General features: G+C 74.3%; 16 protein-coding genes. 13 read left to right on the top strand and 3 right to left on the bottom strand.

Annotated features, from left to right (window positions below; translation table 11 throughout):
• Positions 1 to 38: 38 nt before the first annotated feature.
• The 8 genes from ACFYYR_RS19725 to ACFYYR_RS19690 all read left to right on the top strand — a co-directional run bounded on the left by ACFYYR_RS19725 (position 39) and on the right by ACFYYR_RS19690 (position 8,489).
• Positions 39 to 1,298: a cytochrome P450 gene (locus ACFYYR_RS19725; protein ID WP_388854708.1), complete on the top strand. Its 1,260-nt coding sequence runs from the start codon at positions 39 to 41 to the stop codon at positions 1,296 to 1,298.
• Positions 1,299 to 1,302: 4 nt separating this feature from the next.
• Positions 1,303 to 2,436 carry an acyl-CoA dehydrogenase family protein gene (locus ACFYYR_RS19720; protein ID WP_388854705.1) on the top strand — a complete coding sequence of 378 codons (1,134 nt, stop codon included), beginning with the start codon at positions 1,303 to 1,305 and terminating at the stop codon, positions 2,434 to 2,436.
• Positions 2,426 to 3,619 (top strand): GNAT family N-acetyltransferase, encoded by a 1,194-nt coding sequence (locus ACFYYR_RS19715; RefSeq protein WP_388854702.1) that lies wholly within the window; start codon positions 2,426 to 2,428, stop codon positions 3,617 to 3,619. Before ACFYYR_RS19720 ends, ACFYYR_RS19715 begins: the two co-directional genes overlap by 11 nt.
• Before the next feature lie 209 nt (positions 3,620 to 3,828).
• On the top strand, positions 3,829 to 4,281 hold the full coding sequence (locus ACFYYR_RS19710; RefSeq protein ID WP_388854699.1) for a type II toxin-antitoxin system RatA family toxin: 453 nt from the start codon (positions 3,829 to 3,831) through the stop codon (positions 4,279 to 4,281).
• Between the two features lie 121 nt (positions 4,282 to 4,402).
• Positions 4,403 to 5,659 (top strand): aspartate aminotransferase family protein, encoded by a 1,257-nt coding sequence (locus ACFYYR_RS19705; RefSeq protein ID WP_388854696.1) that lies wholly within the window; start codon positions 4,403 to 4,405, stop codon positions 5,657 to 5,659.
• Between the two features lie 141 nt (positions 5,660 to 5,800).
• On the top strand, positions 5,801 to 6,154 hold the full coding sequence (locus ACFYYR_RS19700) for an acyl carrier protein (RefSeq protein ID WP_388854693.1): 354 nt from the start codon (positions 5,801 to 5,803) through the stop codon (positions 6,152 to 6,154).
• Entirely contained in the window at positions 6,151 to 7,428 is a 1,278-nt protein-coding gene (locus ACFYYR_RS19695; RefSeq protein WP_388854690.1) for a beta-ketoacyl-[acyl-carrier-protein] synthase family protein, read from the top strand. The genes ACFYYR_RS19700 and ACFYYR_RS19695 overlap by 4 nt, the downstream gene beginning before the upstream one ends.
• A gap of 20 nt (positions 7,429 to 7,448) precedes the next feature.
• On the top strand, positions 7,449 to 8,489 hold the full coding sequence (locus ACFYYR_RS19690) for an SDR family oxidoreductase (RefSeq protein ID WP_388854687.1): 1,041 nt from the start codon (positions 7,449 to 7,451) through the stop codon (positions 8,487 to 8,489).
• Between the two features lie 320 nt (positions 8,490 to 8,809).
• Here ACFYYR_RS19690 and ACFYYR_RS19685 read toward each other — a convergent pair whose 3' ends face one another.
• The 3 genes from ACFYYR_RS19685 to ACFYYR_RS19675 form a co-directional block, all read right to left on the bottom strand.
• Positions 8,810 to 9,271, bottom strand: coding sequence for a hypothetical protein (locus ACFYYR_RS19685; protein WP_388854684.1), 462 nt, complete (start codon positions 9,269 to 9,271; stop codon positions 8,810 to 8,812).
• A 280-nt stretch (positions 9,272 to 9,551) separates the two neighbouring features.
• A complete protein-coding gene (gene gntA / locus ACFYYR_RS19680; protein WP_388854681.1) occupies positions 9,552 to 10,325 on the bottom strand; it encodes a guanitoxin biosynthesis heme-dependent pre-guanitoxin N-hydroxylase GntA in 774 nt (257 codons plus the stop codon).
• A 511-nt stretch (positions 10,326 to 10,836) separates the two neighbouring features.
• On the bottom strand, positions 10,837 to 11,559 hold the full coding sequence (locus tag ACFYYR_RS19675; RefSeq protein WP_388854677.1) for a hypothetical protein: 723 nt from the start codon (positions 11,557 to 11,559) through the stop codon (positions 10,837 to 10,839).
• A 322-nt stretch (positions 11,560 to 11,881) separates the two neighbouring features.
• Here ACFYYR_RS19675 and ACFYYR_RS19670 point away from each other — a divergent pair, with 322 nt between their 5' ends.
• From ACFYYR_RS19670 to ACFYYR_RS19650, 5 genes are all read left to right on the top strand, one after another.
• On the top strand, positions 11,882 to 12,529 hold the full coding sequence (locus tag ACFYYR_RS19670) for a Crp/Fnr family transcriptional regulator (RefSeq protein ID WP_388854674.1): 648 nt from the start codon (positions 11,882 to 11,884) through the stop codon (positions 12,527 to 12,529).
• A gap of 138 nt (positions 12,530 to 12,667) precedes the next feature.
• Positions 12,668 to 13,561: a hypothetical protein gene (locus ACFYYR_RS19665; RefSeq protein ID WP_388854671.1), complete on the top strand. Its 894-nt coding sequence runs from the start codon at positions 12,668 to 12,670 to the stop codon at positions 13,559 to 13,561.
• Positions 13,558 to 15,642, top strand: coding sequence for a hypothetical protein (locus tag ACFYYR_RS19660; RefSeq protein ID WP_388854668.1), 2,085 nt, complete (start codon positions 13,558 to 13,560; stop codon positions 15,640 to 15,642). The genes ACFYYR_RS19665 and ACFYYR_RS19660 overlap by 4 nt, the downstream gene beginning before the upstream one ends.
• Positions 15,639 to 16,589, top strand: coding sequence for a hypothetical protein (locus ACFYYR_RS19655; protein ID WP_388854665.1), 951 nt, complete (start codon positions 15,639 to 15,641; stop codon positions 16,587 to 16,589). Before ACFYYR_RS19660 ends, ACFYYR_RS19655 begins: the two co-directional genes overlap by 4 nt.
• Positions 16,586 to 17,131: a Pycsar system effector family protein gene (locus tag ACFYYR_RS19650; RefSeq protein ID WP_388854662.1), complete on the top strand. Its 546-nt coding sequence runs from the start codon at positions 16,586 to 16,588 to the stop codon at positions 17,129 to 17,131. The genes ACFYYR_RS19655 and ACFYYR_RS19650 overlap by 4 nt, the downstream gene beginning before the upstream one ends.
• Positions 17,132 to 17,280: the final 149 nt, after the last annotated feature.

Below are 17,280 nucleotides of genomic sequence, written 5' to 3'. Positions count from 1 at the left end.
GTACCCCGGGACCGCACGCCGATCTGCTGAGGAATCCCTTGGACCCCCAGGCCCTGCTTTTCTCCCTCTTCACGCCGGAAGGGCGGGAGAACCCCTTCCCGGCGCTGGAAACGCTCCGCGAGACCGCACCCGTCTACTACGACAAGGATCTCGACACCTACTTCCTGACCACCCATGAGCACTGCCAGGCGGTGCTCACCGACGCGGCCTTCCGCACCCCGGACCTGAGCTGGTGCGAGGAGCACCTCTCGGACTGGCGCGACCATCCCGCGGCCGAGTTCTTCTACGCCTCGATGCTCCGCGCCAACCAGCCCGACCACACCCGGCTGCGCCGCCTGGTCGGCCGCGGCTTCACCCCGCGCCGGGTCGCCGCCCTGCGCACGGCCGTCGAGGGGCTGACCGACGGGCTGCTCGACACCTTCGCCGAAACGGCCGCCCGGGAGGGTTCGGCGAACTTCCAGGAGCTGGTCGGCTACCCGCTGCCCGTCGCGGTCGTCGGGGAGCTGATCGGGGTCCCGGCCGGGGACCACCCCCGGTTCCGCCGGCTGGGCAGCGACGCCAGCCGGCTGCTGGAACCGGTGCGCACCCCGGAGGACTGGGCGCGGGCCGACGCCGCGGTGGTAGAACTCCGCGCATACTTCGAGGAGTTGCTCGACCGCCGCCGGGCCGAGCCCCGCGAGGACCTCGCCACGGTGCTGCTGGAGGAGCAGGAGGGCCAGGAGCGGCTGTCCCGGCGGGAGCTGGTGGACACCCTGCTGCTGGTGTTCGTCGCCGGATTCGAGACGACCACGGCCATGCTGGGCCTGGCCACCCACGCCCTGCTGGCCCACCCCGGCCAGCGGGCCCTGCTGGCGGCCGAACCGGACCTGGCCGCCCAGGCGGTCGAGGAGGCGCTGCGCTGGGACACCCCGGTGCAGATGACCGAGCGGATCGCCGGCGAGCGGACGGAGATCGGCGGCGTGACGGTCCCGGCCGGCGCCAATGTCACCACGGTGCTCACGGCCGCCAACCGGGACCCCGCCCAGTTCACCGACCCGCACCGCTTCGACATCCGCCGGACCGGCAGCAAGGTGCTGAGCTTCAGCGCCGGTCCGCACTACTGCCTGGGCGCCGCACTGGCCCGCCTGGAGGGCGCGGTGGCCGTCGACCGCCTCTTCACCCGCTTCCCCGGCCTCGCCCTGGCCGGACCCCCGGTGCGCCGGGAGTCCTTCAGCCTCCGGGTGTACGAGGACCTGCCCCTGACCACCGACGGTGCCGCGGTCTCCCCGTCCCTCACAGCGACCACAGCAAAGGACTGACGCCATGGGTTTCCTGGACACCGAGCGCGAGACGCTCGACACCCTGCTGCCCGGCCTGGACGCCGCGCTCGCCCGGCACCCGCTGGCGGAGCTGGAACGGCCCGGCAGCCCCGCCGTCGCCGCGTTCCGCGAGGCCGGCGGTGCGGCCCTGCTGGTGCCGGCGCAGAACACCGGTATCGGCGCGGACCCCTTGCAGGCCGTACGGGTCCAGCGGGCCGTGGGCGCCCGGTGCCCGTCCCTGGCCGTGGCCACCACCATGCACCACTTCTCCGTGGCGAGCCTGGTGGAGACCGCCAAGCACGGGGCCGGCTTCGAGTGGATGCTGCTGGAGGCCGTCGTCGGCAAACGGATGCTGCTGGCCTCCGGGTTCGCCGAGGGACAGACCGGCCAGTCCATCCTGCGGCCCGCCATCCGGGCCGAGCGGCGCGGCGGCGAGGTGGTGCTCAACGGCAGCAAGAAGCCGTGCAGCCTGGCGCACTCCATGGACCTGCTCACCGCCTCCGTGGAGATGACCGACGACAGCGGCGAGCGGCGGCTGGCCGTGGCCATCGTCCCCGCCGACGCCGACGGGGTGTCCGTGCGCCCGTTCTGGCGCAGCACCGTGCTCGCCGGCGCCGAGAGCGAGGAAGTGGTCCTCCGGGACGTGGCGCTCGATCCGCAGATGGTGGTCCTCACCGAGGTCGGCGCCGACGCCGTCCTGGACTCCCTGCACATCGCCGGATTCCTCTGGTTCGAGCTGCTCATGACCGCCGGATACCTCGGCACGGCGAGCGCCCTGGTGGAACGGGTGCTGCGGCACGGCCGCTCCCCGGCGTCCGTCCGCGCGGAGCTGGTGACGGACCTGGGCGCGGCGATGCTCGCCGTCGAAGCGGTGGCCCGCACCATGCGGGAGTCGGAGAGCTGGGGCGAAGGGCTGCTCACCGACGCCCTCACGGCCCGCTACGCCGCACAGGACGCCATCGGGCGCACCACCCGGACCGCGCTGGAGACGCTCGGCGGCATGTCCTTCATCTCCTCCGACGAGGGCACCTACCTGGCCTCGGCGGCCGCGGGCCTGAACTTCCACCCGCCGTCCCGGGGGCGGATGGCGGAGTCGCTGTGCGCGGCGCTCGACGGCGGACCGCTGCATGTCGGCTGAGGACGTCCGCGCGGGCGGCGGCCCGGCCCGCCCGGCACCGGACGCGCCGGCGGCTCCGCGCTACACCGTGCAGCGGCTGACGAGCCCCGGCGACGTGCCCCCGGAGGTGTGGGACGCGCTGACGCCGGCCGACGACCCGATGTGGGCCCGGGGGGTGTTCGCGGCCATGGAACGGTCCGCGATCGGCCCGGACGGGTACGCCTGCCTGCTGGTGCGCCGGGACGGACACCCCTGTGCCGTCCTGCCGCTCAGCGCGGTGAGCGGCCTGCAACTGGAGCGCGTGGTCGGGCCCCGGGAGCGGCGACTGCTGGCCCCGGTGGCCCGCCGGCTGCCCCGCCTGACCCGGGTGCCGATGCTCTTCTGCGGCAACTTCCTGGGCCAGGGACACGTCGCCGGCGAGGGCCCGCTGCCGGCCCCGGTGGCCACGGCACTGGTGCGGGAGGTCCTGGACTTCGCCCGGGGGCACCGGCTGGGCACGGTGGTCTTCAAGGACTTCGCCCCGGAGGAGCTGGACGCGCTGCGCCCGGCACTGGACGACGCGGGATTCTTCACCGCCGCCGGCCTGCCGGACACCGAACTCACCCTCGGTCACCGGGACTTCGAGGAGTACCTCGGATCGCTGCCGGCCAAGCCCCGCCGCAACGCCCGCAGCAAGATACGGAAGTTCCGGGCACACCAGGGCCTGCGGATCGAGGTGCTGGCGGAGTTCGGCCCTCTGGTGCCGGCCATGATGGAGCTGTACCAGCAGGTCATGGACCGTGCGGACCAGACGCTGGACGTGCTGGACGAGGCGTTCGTCCGGGCGCTCGCGGACACCGGTGACGTGGACCAGCGGCTGGTCGCCTGCTTCGACGGCGACCGCCTCGTCGGCTACCTGCACTGCCTGTTCCGGGGCCGGGGCGCGGTCGGGACCCGGATCGGCCTCGACTACCGGCTGGCCCACCGGGCACGGCTCTACCACAACCTCCACTACGCGGCGATCGAACTGGCGATCAGCCGGGGCTGCCGGCACATCCGGTTCGCCCAGACCGCCTACGAACCGAAGCGTGAATTCGGCTGCGAACTGGTCGAACAGAGCTACGCGATCACCCACACCCGACGGCTGCCACGCGCCGTCCTCCGCCTGCTGCTGCCCCGGGCCCTGGAGGCCGCCCGGGAGCAGGCCCTGGCCCCCAAGTCCTGAGGGCCGGATCAGAAGAACGGGCCCGGAGAACGGGTCCGAAGAACGGGCCCGGAGCCGAGGCCGGCGGAGACCGTCCGGCTGCCCGGCGGACGCCACCAGGGGGACCGGCGTCAGGGGGACCGGCGGCCGCCGTCCGGGGGGACCGGCAGCCCGTCCCGCACCACCCCGCACCACCGCTCATCACCACCTCTCATCGAAAAGAGATCACCATGCCCCGTGTCGACGTGGAACTCCCCATCGCCGCCCCGCCGGAGCACACCTGGCAGGCCGTCGTCGATGTCGAGGCGTACCCCGCCTGCATGGACAGCGTCCAGTCCGTCACCGTCGTCGAGAGCTCCGGCGAGGACCGCCGGACCACGGCGTGGTCCGTCCACCTGAAGGGCTCCGTCCTGGAGTGGGTGGAGTCCGAGCAACTCGACCACGCGGCCCGGCGCTTCGACTTCCACCAGGTCAGCGGCGACCTCGCGCACTTCGTCGGCCACTGGGCCGTCCGCCCGGGCGAGGACGGCGGCAGCCTGGTGTCCCTGACCGTGGAGTTCGAGATCGGCATCCCGCTGCTCGCCGAGATGCTCAACCCCGTCGCGGCCACCGCGCTGCGGGAGAACGCCGAACAGATGCTCCAGGCGCTGGAACGGCGGCTGACCGGCGCGGCCGGCCGGTGAACCGGGGCGCGCCGCCCGTACGCCGCCCCGGTGCTGTACGCCGGGCATCCGAGCCCGGCCCGCCGTCCCCGTCCGACACCGCCCGGCCCGCCGGGCGGCCCTACTCCCGCAGGAGGTCCCCTTGGGTCCCCAGGCCATGACCACCCCGCCCAGCGGCGAGGTGTTCGACAAACTCCGCCGCCACCAGTCCCCGAAGCTCGCGCTGACCGGCAAGTTCGCCGGCCGGGGCGCCGTCGAGTCCAGCGCCCTGGGCTCCCGCGTCACCCTCTCCGACGGCCGCTCGGCGCTCGACTTCGGCTCCTACGCCGTCACGCTCGTCGGCCACCGCCACCCCCGGGTGGTCGAGGCCGTCTCCCGGCAGCTGGAGGTGATGCCGACGTCAACGCGCAGCCTGGCCAACCCGGTGGCGGCCGAGGCCGCGGCACACCTGGCCGACTACCTCGGCGGCCGGCTGCCCAAGATCTACTTCGGTCTCAACGGGGCCGACGCCGTCGAGGTCTCGGTGAAGCTCGCCCGGCTCGCCACCGGGCGGGAACGGGTGCTCGCCGTCACCGGCGGCTACCACGGCAAGACCCTCGGAGCCCTCTCCCTCACCCACAGCCCGCTGTTCCGGACCGGGCTGCTGGGCTGCGCGGTCGACGTCGTCCACCTCGACCCCGACGACCCGGACGCCGTCCGGCGGCAGGTGGCCGAAGGCCCCGTGGCCGCGGTGATCTTCGAACCGGTGCAGGGAGAGAACGGCGCCGTGCCGCTGCGCACCGAGATGCTGCGGCAGTGGTGCGAGGACGCCCACGCCCACGGGGCGTTCGCGATCGCCGACGAGATCCAGTGCGGGCTGCGCCGCTGCGGGGAGCGCTCGGTCGCCCTCGCCGACGGGCTGCCCGTGGACGCCGTGCTCGTCGGCAAGCCGCTCGGCGGCGGCGTGATGCCCCTGTCCGCCGTGGTCTGCACCGAGGAGCTCTACCGGCCGCTGGCGACCGACCCGTTCCTGCACTCGGCGACCTTCGGCGGACACCCGCTGAGCTGCGCCGCGCTGCCCGCCGCGCTGGAGACCGTGGAGGAACTCGCCGGCCACGGGCGGCTGCTGGCCGACCGGCTCGCCGCCGGTCTGCGCGCACTCCACGAGCGCCACCCCCGGGTACTGAGCGGGTTCCACGGCCGGGGGCTGCTGTGGGGCCTCGACCTCAGCACTCCCGGAGCGGCCGGTGAGGTCGTGGTCTCCCTGGCCGGTGACGGGCTGCTCGTCTCGCCCTGCCTGAGCCGCCCGACGACGATCCGTCTGCTGCCGTCGCTGGCCACCACGGAGGCGGAGCTGGAGGAGGCGCTGAGCATCCTCGATTCCGCGCTGCACGCGGCGACCGCCGGCCTCCACGACTGACCGCCGCCGCGGGCGTCACGGCACCGCCGCGGCGCCCGCGCCCCGGCACCGCCGTGCCCCGTGCCCGGCACCGGCTCCGGACGGCCGACCGTCCGGAGCCGGACCACCGACCCGTACCAGCCACACCACCAGGGAACCCAGTTGACTCACACCGGATCCACCGAAGCCGCAGCCCGCACCGGGGACACCGTCACCGGCACGTCCCCCACCGACCTCCCCCGCACCGGGGACGCCGCCATCGGCTCGTCCCACGCCGACCTGCTCACGGCGGTCCGCGAGGCCGCCGCCGAGGTCCTCGGCACCACCCCCGACGCCATCGTGGCCGGGACCGACCTGCGGGCCGAGTACGGCATCGACAGCCTGGAGCTGATGTCGATCGGCGCCCACCTCGAACGCGCCCTGAACGTACAGATATCCGCCGAGGACCTGGTCCGCGCCGAGACCGTCGGCCAGGCCGTCGAACTCCTCGCCCAGCGCAAGGCCGACCGGACATGACCGCGCGCCCGCCCGCCCCCGCCCCCGCACCCGCCCCCCGGCCGTCGGACCGGCACCGCGTCGTCGTCACCGGCATCGGCGTGAAGTCCCCGGCCGGAGTCACCCTCGACGAGGTCATGGACACCGTCCTGGCCGCCCGCTCCACGGCCGCCGCGCCCCGCAAGGAGCTGATCGAGGGCGGCTCACCGGTGCACTTCGCCTGCCAGGTGCCCGACTTCGACCTCGGCCCCTACCTCACCCGCCGGGAGCTCCGGCAGATCGACCGCCCCACCGAACTGGCCCTGTGCGCCGCCGTGGACGCCGTCGGCCAGGCCGCCCTGCCCGAACTGCCGCCCGGACGCGTGGGCGTCCACCTGGGCACCGGCATCGGCGGACTCCCCACGATGGAGGGGCTGGTACGCGACCACGACGCCGCACCCACCCGGATGCCGGTGTTCTCCGTGCCCCGGACCATGGCCAACTCGGCTGCCGCCCGGGTCGCGATGCGCTACGGCTTCCAGGGCTCGTGCGTCACCTACACCACCGCCTGCGCCAGCGGCGCCACCGCCATCGGCGAGGCCGCCCGCCGGATCCGGTACGGGGAGCTGGACGCGGCCGTCGCCGGCGGCTTCGACTCCGCGGTGACCACCTTCATGCTCAGCGGCTTCTCCCGGATGCAGGCGCTGTCCACCCGCAACGACGACCCGGAGCGGGCCAGCCGCCCCTTCGACGCCGGCCGGGACGGCTTCGTCATGGGTGAGGGCGCCGCCGTCCTCGTCCTGGAGCGGCTGGAGGCCGCGACCGCCCGCGGGGCGCGGATCCTCGGCGAGGTCGCGGGCTACGCCACCAACGCCGACGCCCACCACATCGTCGCCCCGCACACGGAGGGCGAAGTCGCGGCCGCGTGCATGGCCGAGGCGATCGCCGACGCCGGACTGCTGCCGTCCGACATCGGCCAGATCAACGCGCACGGCACCTCGACCCAGGCCAACGACAGCGCCGAGGCCGCGGCCATCCACCGGTGCTTCAACGGCCAGGCCCCGCCGGTGACCTCCGTCAAGGGCGTCACCGGGCACCTCATCGGCGGCTCCGGGGCCCTGGAGGCCGCGATCGCCCTGGTCTGCGCCGAGCGCCGGATCGTCCCGCCGGTCGCGAACCTCACCGAGGCGTCCGAGGCCGACCGGATCGACGTGGTCGCCGGCGCTCCCCGCGCCGTGGACTGCGCCCCGGTGCTCTCCAACTCCTTCGGCTTCGGCGGACAGAACGTCTGCCTGGTCCTCCAGCCCGCCACCTGAACGACCCCAGGAGCTCACCCATGCGCATCCTTGTCACCGGCGCGGCCGGAGTCGTCGGCACCGAGGTGGCCGCCCGCCTCGCCGCCGGGACCGCCGGCCGTACCGGCCCGCAGATCGTGCACACCGCCCGCCGCGCCCCCGGGGACACCCCGGTGCGGTGGAACATCGGCTCCGAGCCGGCGCCGGAGGCCCTCACCGGCCGGCCGTGGGACGTCATCGTGCACACCGCCGCCTCCACCCGCTGGACCATGACCCGCGACGAGGCCACCGACGCCAACATCCGCACCCTGCGGGACGTACTCGGACTGGCCGGCCCCGACACCCACGTGGTGCACGTCTCCACCGCCTACGTCGGCGGCGTCCGCGCCCCGGAGGACCTCCGCGGCGCGGAGTTCGAGGGCTACCGCAACGGCTACGAGTGGTCCAAGGCCCGGTGCGAGGAGATCGTCACCACCGAGCACCGCGGGCCGGTCACGATCGTCCGCCCGCCGCTGGTCATGGGCCGCCGCGGGGACGGGCACATCGCCCGCTTCTCCGGCCCGTACAGCCTCTTCCCCGCGCTGGTCTCCGGGCTCGCGGCGGTGGTCGTCGGCGACCCGGGCGGCTTCGCCGAGATCAGCCCGGTCGACGAGGTGGCCGAGGCCATCGCGGCCGCCGCCCTGGGCCCCGTACCCTCCGCGCCCCGCACCGAGGTGATCGCCGCGGGGCCGGACAGCCTGCGGCTGGACACCCTCGTCCGGATCACCTGCGACACCCTGAACGCCTTCCGGGCCGAGCACGGCGTGGAACCGATCGCCAAGCCGCCGACGGTGTCCACGGACAGCTGGAACCGCTTCTTCCTGCCCCTGGCCGAGCAGTGGCTCTCCCCGGTCCAGCAGCAGGCGGTGAAGCTCCTCGCGATGTTCCAGAGCTACACCAGCATGGGGGAGCCCTTCGAACCGACCCGGAAGGTCGCCGACCCGGGCGGAGTGCTCGCGGCGTCGGTGCGGCACTGGGCGGAGAGCAAGCCGCGCCAGGCCCTCAGCCGCCCTGTCCCGTGGACCCTGATCAACGCCGCGTGACGGTGCCGCAGGGGCCGCGCAGGACCTCCCGCCGAGTCGGGTGCCCGGCCCGACTCCGGACGGGCGGCCGCCGGCCGGAGTGCGGGGCGGCGCGGGCACCGTTGAGGCCGTGACGCCGGGAAGGCCGTGACGTCGCGGGAACGCCGGGAACCCGTGACGTCGTGCCGGAGGTGCTCCAGCAGCGCCTCCGGCACGACGCGCGCCACGGATGCGCCCCCACGGGTACGCCCTACGGACGCGCCACGAAGGGTCAGGGCCCCCGGATCATCAGGGGCATGGATCGTCAGGGCCATGGCGAAGCCAGGCCACGAGCGGCCGGATCAGCCCCCGCCGCCGGGGCCCCTCAGCTCCTGGATCCGTCCGCCCACCTTCGCCCGGAGCCGCTCCAGCACGCCGGGCTTCCCGCTGACGGCCCACCGCGGGCCGACGAGGTACGTCCCGCCGTACATGCTCGCGCTGTCCAGCCAGGTCAGCTTGTACTTCTCCCGGGGGAAGGTGGTGATGAGGTAGTCGCCCACCGAGGTCCGGCAGACCCCTTCCCGGAGCTCGTCCGCCTCCGTGCGGATGTTGACCTTGCAGCCGGTCAGCGCGGCGATCCGTTCCACCTTCGCGGGCGCGGGAGCGACGGCGCGGGGCTTCGGCCGCGGCTTGTCCGCCGTCCCGGAGCCGTCGGCCGTGCCGCAGCCCGCCACGAGCGCGAGGACCATCAGACTCCCCGCCGCGGCCGCCGCACGGCGTGCGCCGTACCCGCCCTGCCGGCGCCGTCCGGTACGCCTTCCCACGAGCACTCCGGCCACCCCACGTCTCCGTTCCGCTGTACCGCTGCCCTGCCGTTGCTTCGGGGGCCGGCCGGGGCCGGGCCCGTCAGGGAGATACGGACCGGCGGCCCGATCCGCTCACCGGATTCCGCGCGTGCCACAGACGGGACGAAGAACGGACACGGGCCGGACGAGGACCGGACGGGGACCGGGGGAGCGGGACGCTGCCGAAACGCCCCGGCGGCCGCACCTCAGGGGTACGGCCGCCGGGGCCACGGCGGTGCCGGGCGATGCGCGGAGGAACTCAGCCCACGTGGGCGGTCAGCTCCCGCTCGGGCTCCCGCCCGGACTCGCGCAGCGCTTCCCGCGCGGGCTCCCGGACGGGCGCCGGCTCCAGCTCCGGCTCCCGCACCGCGTCATGAGCCGTCTCGCGGGCCGAGAACGGGCACTGCCAGTCCGCGGGCTTCGGGCGGCCGGAGTACCGCCGGGCCTCGGACAGCTGCTCGTACTCGTGGAGATTGGGGTTGATGTTCCCCTGCAGCTTGATGTCCTGCTTGCGTATCTTCTCCGCGAGCCGGTCCCACATCCCGGCCCCCTTGATACGGCTGAACTGCTCGTGGGAGTTGAAGGCCAGCATCGGAAAGGGAGGCCGCCGGCCGAGCCGGACATGCGTCTCGTGCAGGCCGATCACGAAGAACGGATGGCCCGCGACGCTGAAGGCGAACTTCCCGGACCCGGGGTCGGAGGAGTACCCCTCGGCCCAGCGGTGGGCCTCGGCGTCGTACTCGTGGAGCAGCTGCAGCTGCTGCCAGAGCAGCTGCTCGAACTCCAGCTCGTCCACGCCGCGGGGTTCCGCGAAGGTCGCCACGAAGCTGGTGAAGGACCGGGCGCTCCAGTCCGCCGAGCGCACATAGGCCTCGAGGTCGCGCGCCATGAGCCGGGCCGCGTCGACGTCGCCCAACCGTTCGTAATGATGGTGAGCGATCCCGCCCTGGCGCCAGGCGGAGCGACCCGCCAGACAGGAGAACCTGTCTCCCAGCAAGAAATTCTCGACCTCACCACGCGCGTCCGCACTCATGGCCGGCCTCCTTCCCATGACATCCCTCCCCGAGGGAGATCAGCTCTTGCATACCGAGGCGACCGCTCCCGGGCCCCCGCGCGTGAATCCGTGCGTTCGCCCAGGCAGGAGGTCCGCCGGGCGGGCGCAGCGCGGTTTCACCGCGGTGTGGGGGAGAGGCACCACGGTGATTGTCACTGCGGAGGGCCGATCGACGAAATCCACCCCTGTGATTCGGCCCCACCCGGGCCCTTCGGATCACTGTCGGCGCAGTGAACGGCACCAAGGGTGACGCCGGGCGGGATCGGCGAGGTGTGCTCGTGCGGTCTGTGCGGAGCATGCCATACGTACCGGTGGCGTGCACAAGTCAGTGGTGTCGGGGGTGCGTACCGTCCGAGCCGCCACCCCTCCGACGGCTCCGTCGAGGGTCCCGGTGAGGCGCGGGCCGCCCCGCTCCGCGGGCGCGTCTCTGCGCCCGCTCGCCCCGCGGCTCTGCCCGCCCGCAGGCCTGTCCGTTCGCTGCCCGCGGTGCTCAGCCCGCGGCCGCCGGCGGTCCCAGCCACAGCAGTCCCAGCCGCTGGGCCGCGGCCAGGGCGCCCGCGCACGAGCCGTAGTACATCGCGAACACTCCGACGAACACCAGGTTGCGCGGCACTTCCGCCAGCCCCGAGCTCTGCCCGAACAGCGCCGACGGCAGCCCCAGCAGCAGCGTGAACAGCGTCTCCGCGGCGATCGGCACGACCCACAGCACCTGCGGCAGGCAGAGCGCCAGGGCCCAGCCCGCGGTCCCCGCGGACGACCGCCGGACGCAGAGCAGCGCGGCGAGAATCACCGAACACAGGACGTACGTCGCGGTCATGTCGTCCCACCGGGTCCACAGCCCGTCCGCCCACATCGCCACCGGATCGAGGGCGACGAACTCCTCCTGCGACGCGGAATCCAGCGCGTACCGCGCCACGTTGCCCATCACCAGCACCCCCGGGACCCAGGCGGTCAGCAGCGCGAGCAGCAGGGACGACAGCAGGAGCAGGGCGCCGACCTGCGCCCGCGGCATACGGCTCAGACGCGCCCGCCCGGCGCGCACCGCGCCGTTGGCCCGGAGCACCACCTGCCGGGTGCTGCGCACGGCGCCCAGCCAGGCCGAGACCAGCAGCAGGACCCCGAAGAGGGAGAAGGCGAGCCCGGGCCCGAAGGCGGCGAGCCAGGCCCACTTGAGGGCGTCCTCGGGTGCCGGTAACTCCGCCGCGATGTCCATGCCCTGACTCCCAACATCGTTGAAATCGCAACGACATGCTACCGACCGGACGCCCGCCGGGTGAGGCTTCACGGCGGATTGCCCGCGTTCCGGTGACGGCCGGAGGGCGGTCGGTGCCGCGGGACGGTGGGCCCGGCGTCCGACGGGCCATCGGCCACCGCGAGCCCTCCCAGCCCTGACCTGGTCCGCAGTCCCGGGTGTGCTGGAACGGTCCCCGGGGGAAGGTCTCCGCCGGGGAGCGGGAACGCGCGCGGTGGTCCACGGCGCGCACCGCCCCGCCGGGGTGACGAACCCCCGGAGAACTCACCGGGAAGGCCATGGAGTGCTGTCCGACGACGTGTGGCGTGAACTGCGGGACCAGGGAACGGTACGACGGTTCCGCGAGCGCAGCGTGATGCTGCGGCAGGGGGACCCGGGAACCCATCTGCTGGCGCTGACCGACGGCCTGGCGAAGGTCGTGTGCCGCGAGACCGACGGGGTCACGACCTGGCTCGCCTTCCGTGGACCGGGCGATCTCCTCGGGGAGGTCTCGGTCTTCAACGGCACGACGCGGACGGCCGATGTGATCGCCCTCAGCCCGTGCACCACGATCGTGCTGGAGGCCCAGCGGTTCCGCCGGTTCGTCGAGGAACGAGGACTGGTCATGGCACTGATGCGGCAGACGCTGGCCCGGCTGCGCGAATCGGATCTGCACCGGACCGAACGGCTCACCCTCCCGCTGGTGGTACGGCTCGCGAGGTCGCTCGTCCGGCTGGCGGAGCTGGCGGAACCCGTCACCGGCGCCGTGCCGGAGGGGCTGCGGCTGACCGGACTGACGCAGGAGGAGATCGCGCAGTCCATCGGTGTCACCCGGAACGCGGTCATCGGCGGTCTGCAGCAACTCCGGGACACCGGAGCGGTGGAGACGGCCCGCCGCGTCGTGGTCATCAGGGACATGGCGGCCTTACGCCGCTGGGCGGCAGCGGAGTGAGGCCTCTCCGAGGCCCTGTGACGGCCGTCACCTCCGGGGCGCCCTGCGGTGGGCATTCGCCCCGCTGACGCTCGCCGATGCTCGACACGAGCCGGCCGGCGGTGCACCGCACCGCCCCGTCCCGTGAAGGAGCGTCCCATGCCCACCACCATGCCCCTGCCCCATGCCGAGAGCAGGCCGCTGCCCGCGTACCGGGCCCTGTTCGCCGTCGACGCCAAGGACTTCACCGGCCTGCCCGCCGTGCTGCACGGACCGGTCAGCGCGCTGATCCCGGAACTCGTCGACCAATCGCTCGAACGAGCCGGGCTGTTCGGCCTCAAGGACGCCAAGCGCTTCCCGGCCAGCACCGGCGACGGCATCGTCTTCGGGTTCGACCCCGCCCATCTCCCGTTCGTCCTCTGGCCCTTCCTCGGGGTGCTCGACGAGGTCCTCGGCGACTACAACCAGCGCACCGTCGGCCCGCGCATCCGGCTGCGCGCCAGCGTGCACGTCGGCCCGCTCCCGGACGACGGCGGACCGGGCGACGGAAACGGCACCGCACGCAACGACACCCACCGGCTCTTGGACTCCCGCCCCGTCAAGGCGATCCTGGCCGCCGCGAGCGAACAGACCACCCACCTCGCCGCGATCATCTCGCACCGGGTCCACGAGGACGTGATCCTCGGGGGCTACACCGGCCTGCACCCCGACCGCTGCACCGAGGTGCCGGCCACCGTCGACGGCAAGTCCTTCGCCCAGCGGGCGTGGCTGTACATCCCGTCGCCGTCCGGGAACCTTCTCGGCGCCGGGCTCCCCGCCCGCGAGACCCCGTCGGCCCCACCGGCGGACGAGACCCCCGCGAGCCGTCCCGCCGAACACCTCGGAGGAAACACCCAGCGCGTCGGCGAAGGCGTCGCACTGATGGGGGACATCGCCGGGGACTTCAGCTACACCGGACACTCCACGACCCACCACGGAACGAACCAGCACTGGGGCAGCGGCGACAACGTCTCCGGCGACAAGCACACCGGCGGCGCGGGGGAGCGCCGATGAGCGACGAGCCGAGTACCCTCCTCGACGCCCGGCCGGAGGTCCCGGGCGCGGCCGGGCCGGAGGCCGATGGGTACCGGAACCGGCAGCACGTCGGGCAGGGGGTGGCCCTGGCGGGTGGTGTGAGAGGCGACTTCCACTACCACGCAGCCCCCGAACCCCGCGACGACTCCGTCTCGGAGGTGGTGCTCCGCCCCGAGTTCCGGGAGGGCCCCTACCCGCCGGAGGACGTCGCCCGCAGACTGCTGGGCTTCGCCGAGCCCGCCTCGTACGCCAGGTGCCGGGAGGTGCTGGGCCACCACCTGCTGTTGCTCGGCGCGGAGCGCGGCGCGGGGGCCGGCACCACCGCGTTCGCGCTGCTCCGGGAGCGGTGCGGGGCGGACCGCATCACCGGACTGAACTCCGCCGAGGACCTCACCGCATGGCAGCCGGGACCCGGCCGGGGCTACCTGCTGCGGTGGCTCGCCCCGGACCTGGCCGACAAGCTCGGCGAGGTCCCGTTGCGGGCGCTGTGCCACCGGCTGCGCGAGGCCGGATCCTTCCTGGTCGTCACGGTGGCGGCGGAGTTGCGCCTGCCGGCCGACATCGCCGCCTGGCAGGTGAGGCACGTCCCGCCGAAGCCCTATGACGTGGCCTTGCTCCGGCTGCGTGCCCTGGCGGCCGAGCGACGGCTCGCGCCCGAGCTGCTTCCCCTCGCGCTGGAACACCTCGACGGGTCCGAGTTCCGCCGGTACCTCGGGACGAGCCCGCTGCCCGCCGTCGGTGTGGACGTCGCCGAGGAACTGCTCGAAGTCGTGACCTCCGGGCGCACCGTCGCCACAGCCCTGGAGAACCTCCGCCTCGGCGGGGTGCAGGAGGCGCACGCGGCGCTGGAACGGATGCGTGACCGGGCCGACCGGCTGGCGCTCACGGCCGCGGTGGCCCTGCTGGAGGGCCTGGACCGCACGGTGATCGAGCAGTTCGCCGCGACCCTGCGCACCCTGTTCACCGAACGCGCCGGCGGGGCAGCGGCCGGCGCCGCGCCGGCCGGTACCGCCCCGGCCCCGGCCGTCGTCACCCCGGCGGACCGCCCGGATCTGCTCGGCCCCGCGTTCGCGGACCGGTGCGCGGAGATCGGAGCACGCCTCGGTCCGTCCCGCATCGTTCCGTCGGGCCGCTACCGGCACCGGATGCAGCCCGTCGACTTCCGGGGCAGGCACCGGGCGGAGTCCGTGCTGCGCCGGCTGTGGCTGGAACACGAGGGCATGGCGGAGCTGTTCTGGACCGGTCTGCACGCCCTGCCCCACCAGCAGGGAGCGGACCTGGCGGCCGGCGTGGCGGTCGGCAGGGTCCTGGTGCACGCCACCGGCTCCCAACCCCTGCGGCAGCTCCACCCGTTCGCCGGGTCGGACCTGCGGTGGCGCCGCCGGCTCGCGGCGTACGCCCTCGGTGAAGTCGCCCAGAACGCCGAGCTGATGAGCGGGGTACAGGCGCAACTGCGGCAGTGGGCCGGCGTCCGGGACGTCAACCGCCGCTGCACCGTCGCCGAGACCTGTGCCGGCAGTTACGGCCTGGCGCGGCCCGCCGCGGCGCTCAACCTGCTGGACACGGTGGTCGACGGTCCCGACGAGGGCACCGAACCGCGACTGCGCAGCGCGGTCGTCTTCGCTCTCGGCGTCCTCTTCGGGGAGGAGGCCAACCACCGGAGCGTTCTGCGCCGGATCACCGAGTGGCTGACCGCGCCCGTCGGCAGCCTCCGGCACGCCTGCGCCGCGCAGGTGACCGAGGCGCTGTGCCTCAGCAGCTTCCCCGAACCGCACCGGCGGGCCACCCGGAAGCTGACCCTGGCCGACGTGATCGGCGACCACCCCGATCTGGCCCTGCCGCTGGTGGTCGCGGCGCTGGACGCTCCGGCGTCCCGGACCGCCGTGGCCCAGGGACTCGCGGCCGTGGAACGCGATCCCGCCCTGTGCCGCCGCGCCGCCTTCGACGTCTTCCTCCGCGCGCTGGCGGACGCTTCCGCCGGACATCGCGGTGTCATCTCCTTCCTTCTCACCCGCCACCGGAATCGCGGCACCACCGCACCCGAAGGGAAGTCCGCATGAACCAGCCCCTCGTAGAGCAGCTGCCGACGGCGCTGCTGCGCCCCTCGCACCTGCTGCGCACGCTGCTGCGGCACCGCTGGTTCCCCCGGGACGACCGGGCCCTGGTGTTCCTGGCCGACAACGGCGCGGGCCGGGTGGAGCCGCCGCGCGGCGCCGGTCCCTGGTTCCACCCGCGCCCGGCCCTCTCGGCCGTGCTGCGCCGCGAGTTCACCTGCGTGTGCCGGGTCTCGCTCGCGGAGCGGGCGACGTGGGTGGACGTCCCCACGGGCACGTCGGCGGTGCCCCAGTTCTCCCGCTACGGCGTGGGCTGGCGGGTGAGCGACCCGGCCGGCGTCGTCCGGAGCCGGGCCACGGAGGAGTACGTGCCGCGGTGGATCGTCCAGCACATCGGCGACCACGGGACGGCGCCCGACGGTCCCGGCCGGGACGGGCAGGCCCCGCCGTGGTCCGGGGCGGCCCCGGGCGGCCCGTACGGGCGCGAGCACGTGATCGACGGAGCGGGCATCACCTACTGGTTCACCCAGACCGCACCGGGGCCGATGGGCGACCCCGCCACCGGCACCGCGCTGCCCCTGCCCTCGGTCTGGGGCGACGCGCATCGCGAGGCGTACCGCTTCTATCGCGACATCATCGGCGGCGGCCCCGTCGGGCTGGCCGCGCTCTGGCTGATGAACCGGCCCGACCAGGCGAAGGACGTGCTCGACTGGACGGTGGCCCACCGCGACCTGCTCAGCGACCGGGACGGCTGGGAGCGGTCGCTGGCCTCGGCCCTGCAGGGCCTGACGGAGGGCGACCGCGGCTTCGTCGGGGCGCAGCTGGCGCACGTGCTGCGCGACATCGGGGTGCCGCAGGGCCAGGAGACGCTGGACCGGATGCAGGCCGGCGCCGGCCCGGACGGAGCGCACCACAGGAACGGGATGAACGGCACGCACCGGGAGCCCCGGTGAGCCGCCCGCCGAACACCCCGGCAGGAACGGGCCGTTGGCACCGGAGCCGCCCCTCGGACGGTCCGGGAGGCTCCGTCGCCGCGCTGTCGCGCGAGCTGATCGCACAGAACCAGCTCGAAATCGGCCGCGCCGACGGCAAGGCCGCCGTCCTGCTGGCCACCAGTGGTTCCCTGTTCGGCCTGCTGCTGATGCGGCGTCCCGACGCCGCGTCCTGGACGCTGCCCCTGTGGTGGAGCGCCCTGACGACCACGGCGGCGGCCCTGCTGGTCCTGCTGCTGGCCCTGGTGCCGCGCCGGGCCGCGGCGCTGCGCGACGGCACGCAGGTCCTCGCCTACTTCGAGGACGTGGTGCGGGCGGAGAAGCAGGCCGGCCTGCCGGCCGCGCTGGTCCGGTGCGGCGGCGATCCCCGGGCCCGGCTGGAACGGGCCCTGGCGGGCACCAGCCGGGTCGCCCACCTCAAGAACCGCTGTGTCCGGTGGGCGGTGCTTCTGCTGCTGCCCGCGGTGACCGCCATGGTCGCGGCCCTGGCCCCAGCGGCCTGAGCGGTGGACCGCGGGCGCTTCAACGCACCGGTGCCCCGGCCGGATCCGGTCCGGCCGGGACACCGCGCGGAACGGGACCGAGCGGACCGCACCGGCCGGGACGCCCGTGCGGGAGTATGCGGACGGCCCCACGGGCCCCGTGCGGCAAG

This window comes from Streptomyces sp. NPDC001922, assembly GCF_042891165.1.
Taxonomy (GTDB): Bacteria; Actinomycetota; Actinomycetes; order Streptomycetales; family Streptomycetaceae; genus Streptomyces.
This window is presented reverse-complemented; position numbering and strand designations above follow the sequence as displayed.

Excerpts from the sequence above, each read along its gene's own strand:
- ACFYYR_RS19720 (WP_388854705.1), top strand. The coding sequence starts at position 1,303 with ATGGGTTTCCTGGACACCGAGCGCGAGACGCTCGACACCCTGCTGCCC.
- ACFYYR_RS19715 (WP_388854702.1), top strand. The coding sequence starts at position 2,426 with ATGTCGGCTGAGGACGTCCGCGCGGGCGGCGGCCCGGCCCGCCCGGCA.
- ACFYYR_RS19710 (WP_388854699.1), top strand. The coding sequence starts at position 3,829 with ATGCCCCGTGTCGACGTGGAACTCCCCATCGCCGCCCCGCCGGAGCAC.
- ACFYYR_RS19695 (WP_388854690.1), top strand. The coding sequence starts at position 6,151 with ATGACCGCGCGCCCGCCCGCCCCCGCCCCCGCACCCGCCCCCCGGCCG.
- ACFYYR_RS19690 (WP_388854687.1), top strand. The coding sequence starts at position 7,449 with ATGCGCATCCTTGTCACCGGCGCGGCCGGAGTCGTCGGCACCGAGGTG.
- gntA (WP_388854681.1), bottom strand. The coding sequence starts at position 10,325 with ATGAGTGCGGACGCGCGTGGTGAGGTCGAGAATTTCTTGCTGGGAGAC.
- ACFYYR_RS19675 (WP_388854677.1), bottom strand. The coding sequence starts at position 11,559 with ATGGACATCGCGGCGGAGTTACCGGCACCCGAGGACGCCCTCAAGTGG.
- ACFYYR_RS19665 (WP_388854671.1), top strand. The coding sequence starts at position 12,668 with ATGCCCACCACCATGCCCCTGCCCCATGCCGAGAGCAGGCCGCTGCCC.
- ACFYYR_RS19660 (WP_388854668.1), top strand. The coding sequence starts at position 13,558 with ATGAGCGACGAGCCGAGTACCCTCCTCGACGCCCGGCCGGAGGTCCCG.
- ACFYYR_RS19655 (WP_388854665.1), top strand. The coding sequence starts at position 15,639 with ATGAACCAGCCCCTCGTAGAGCAGCTGCCGACGGCGCTGCTGCGCCCC.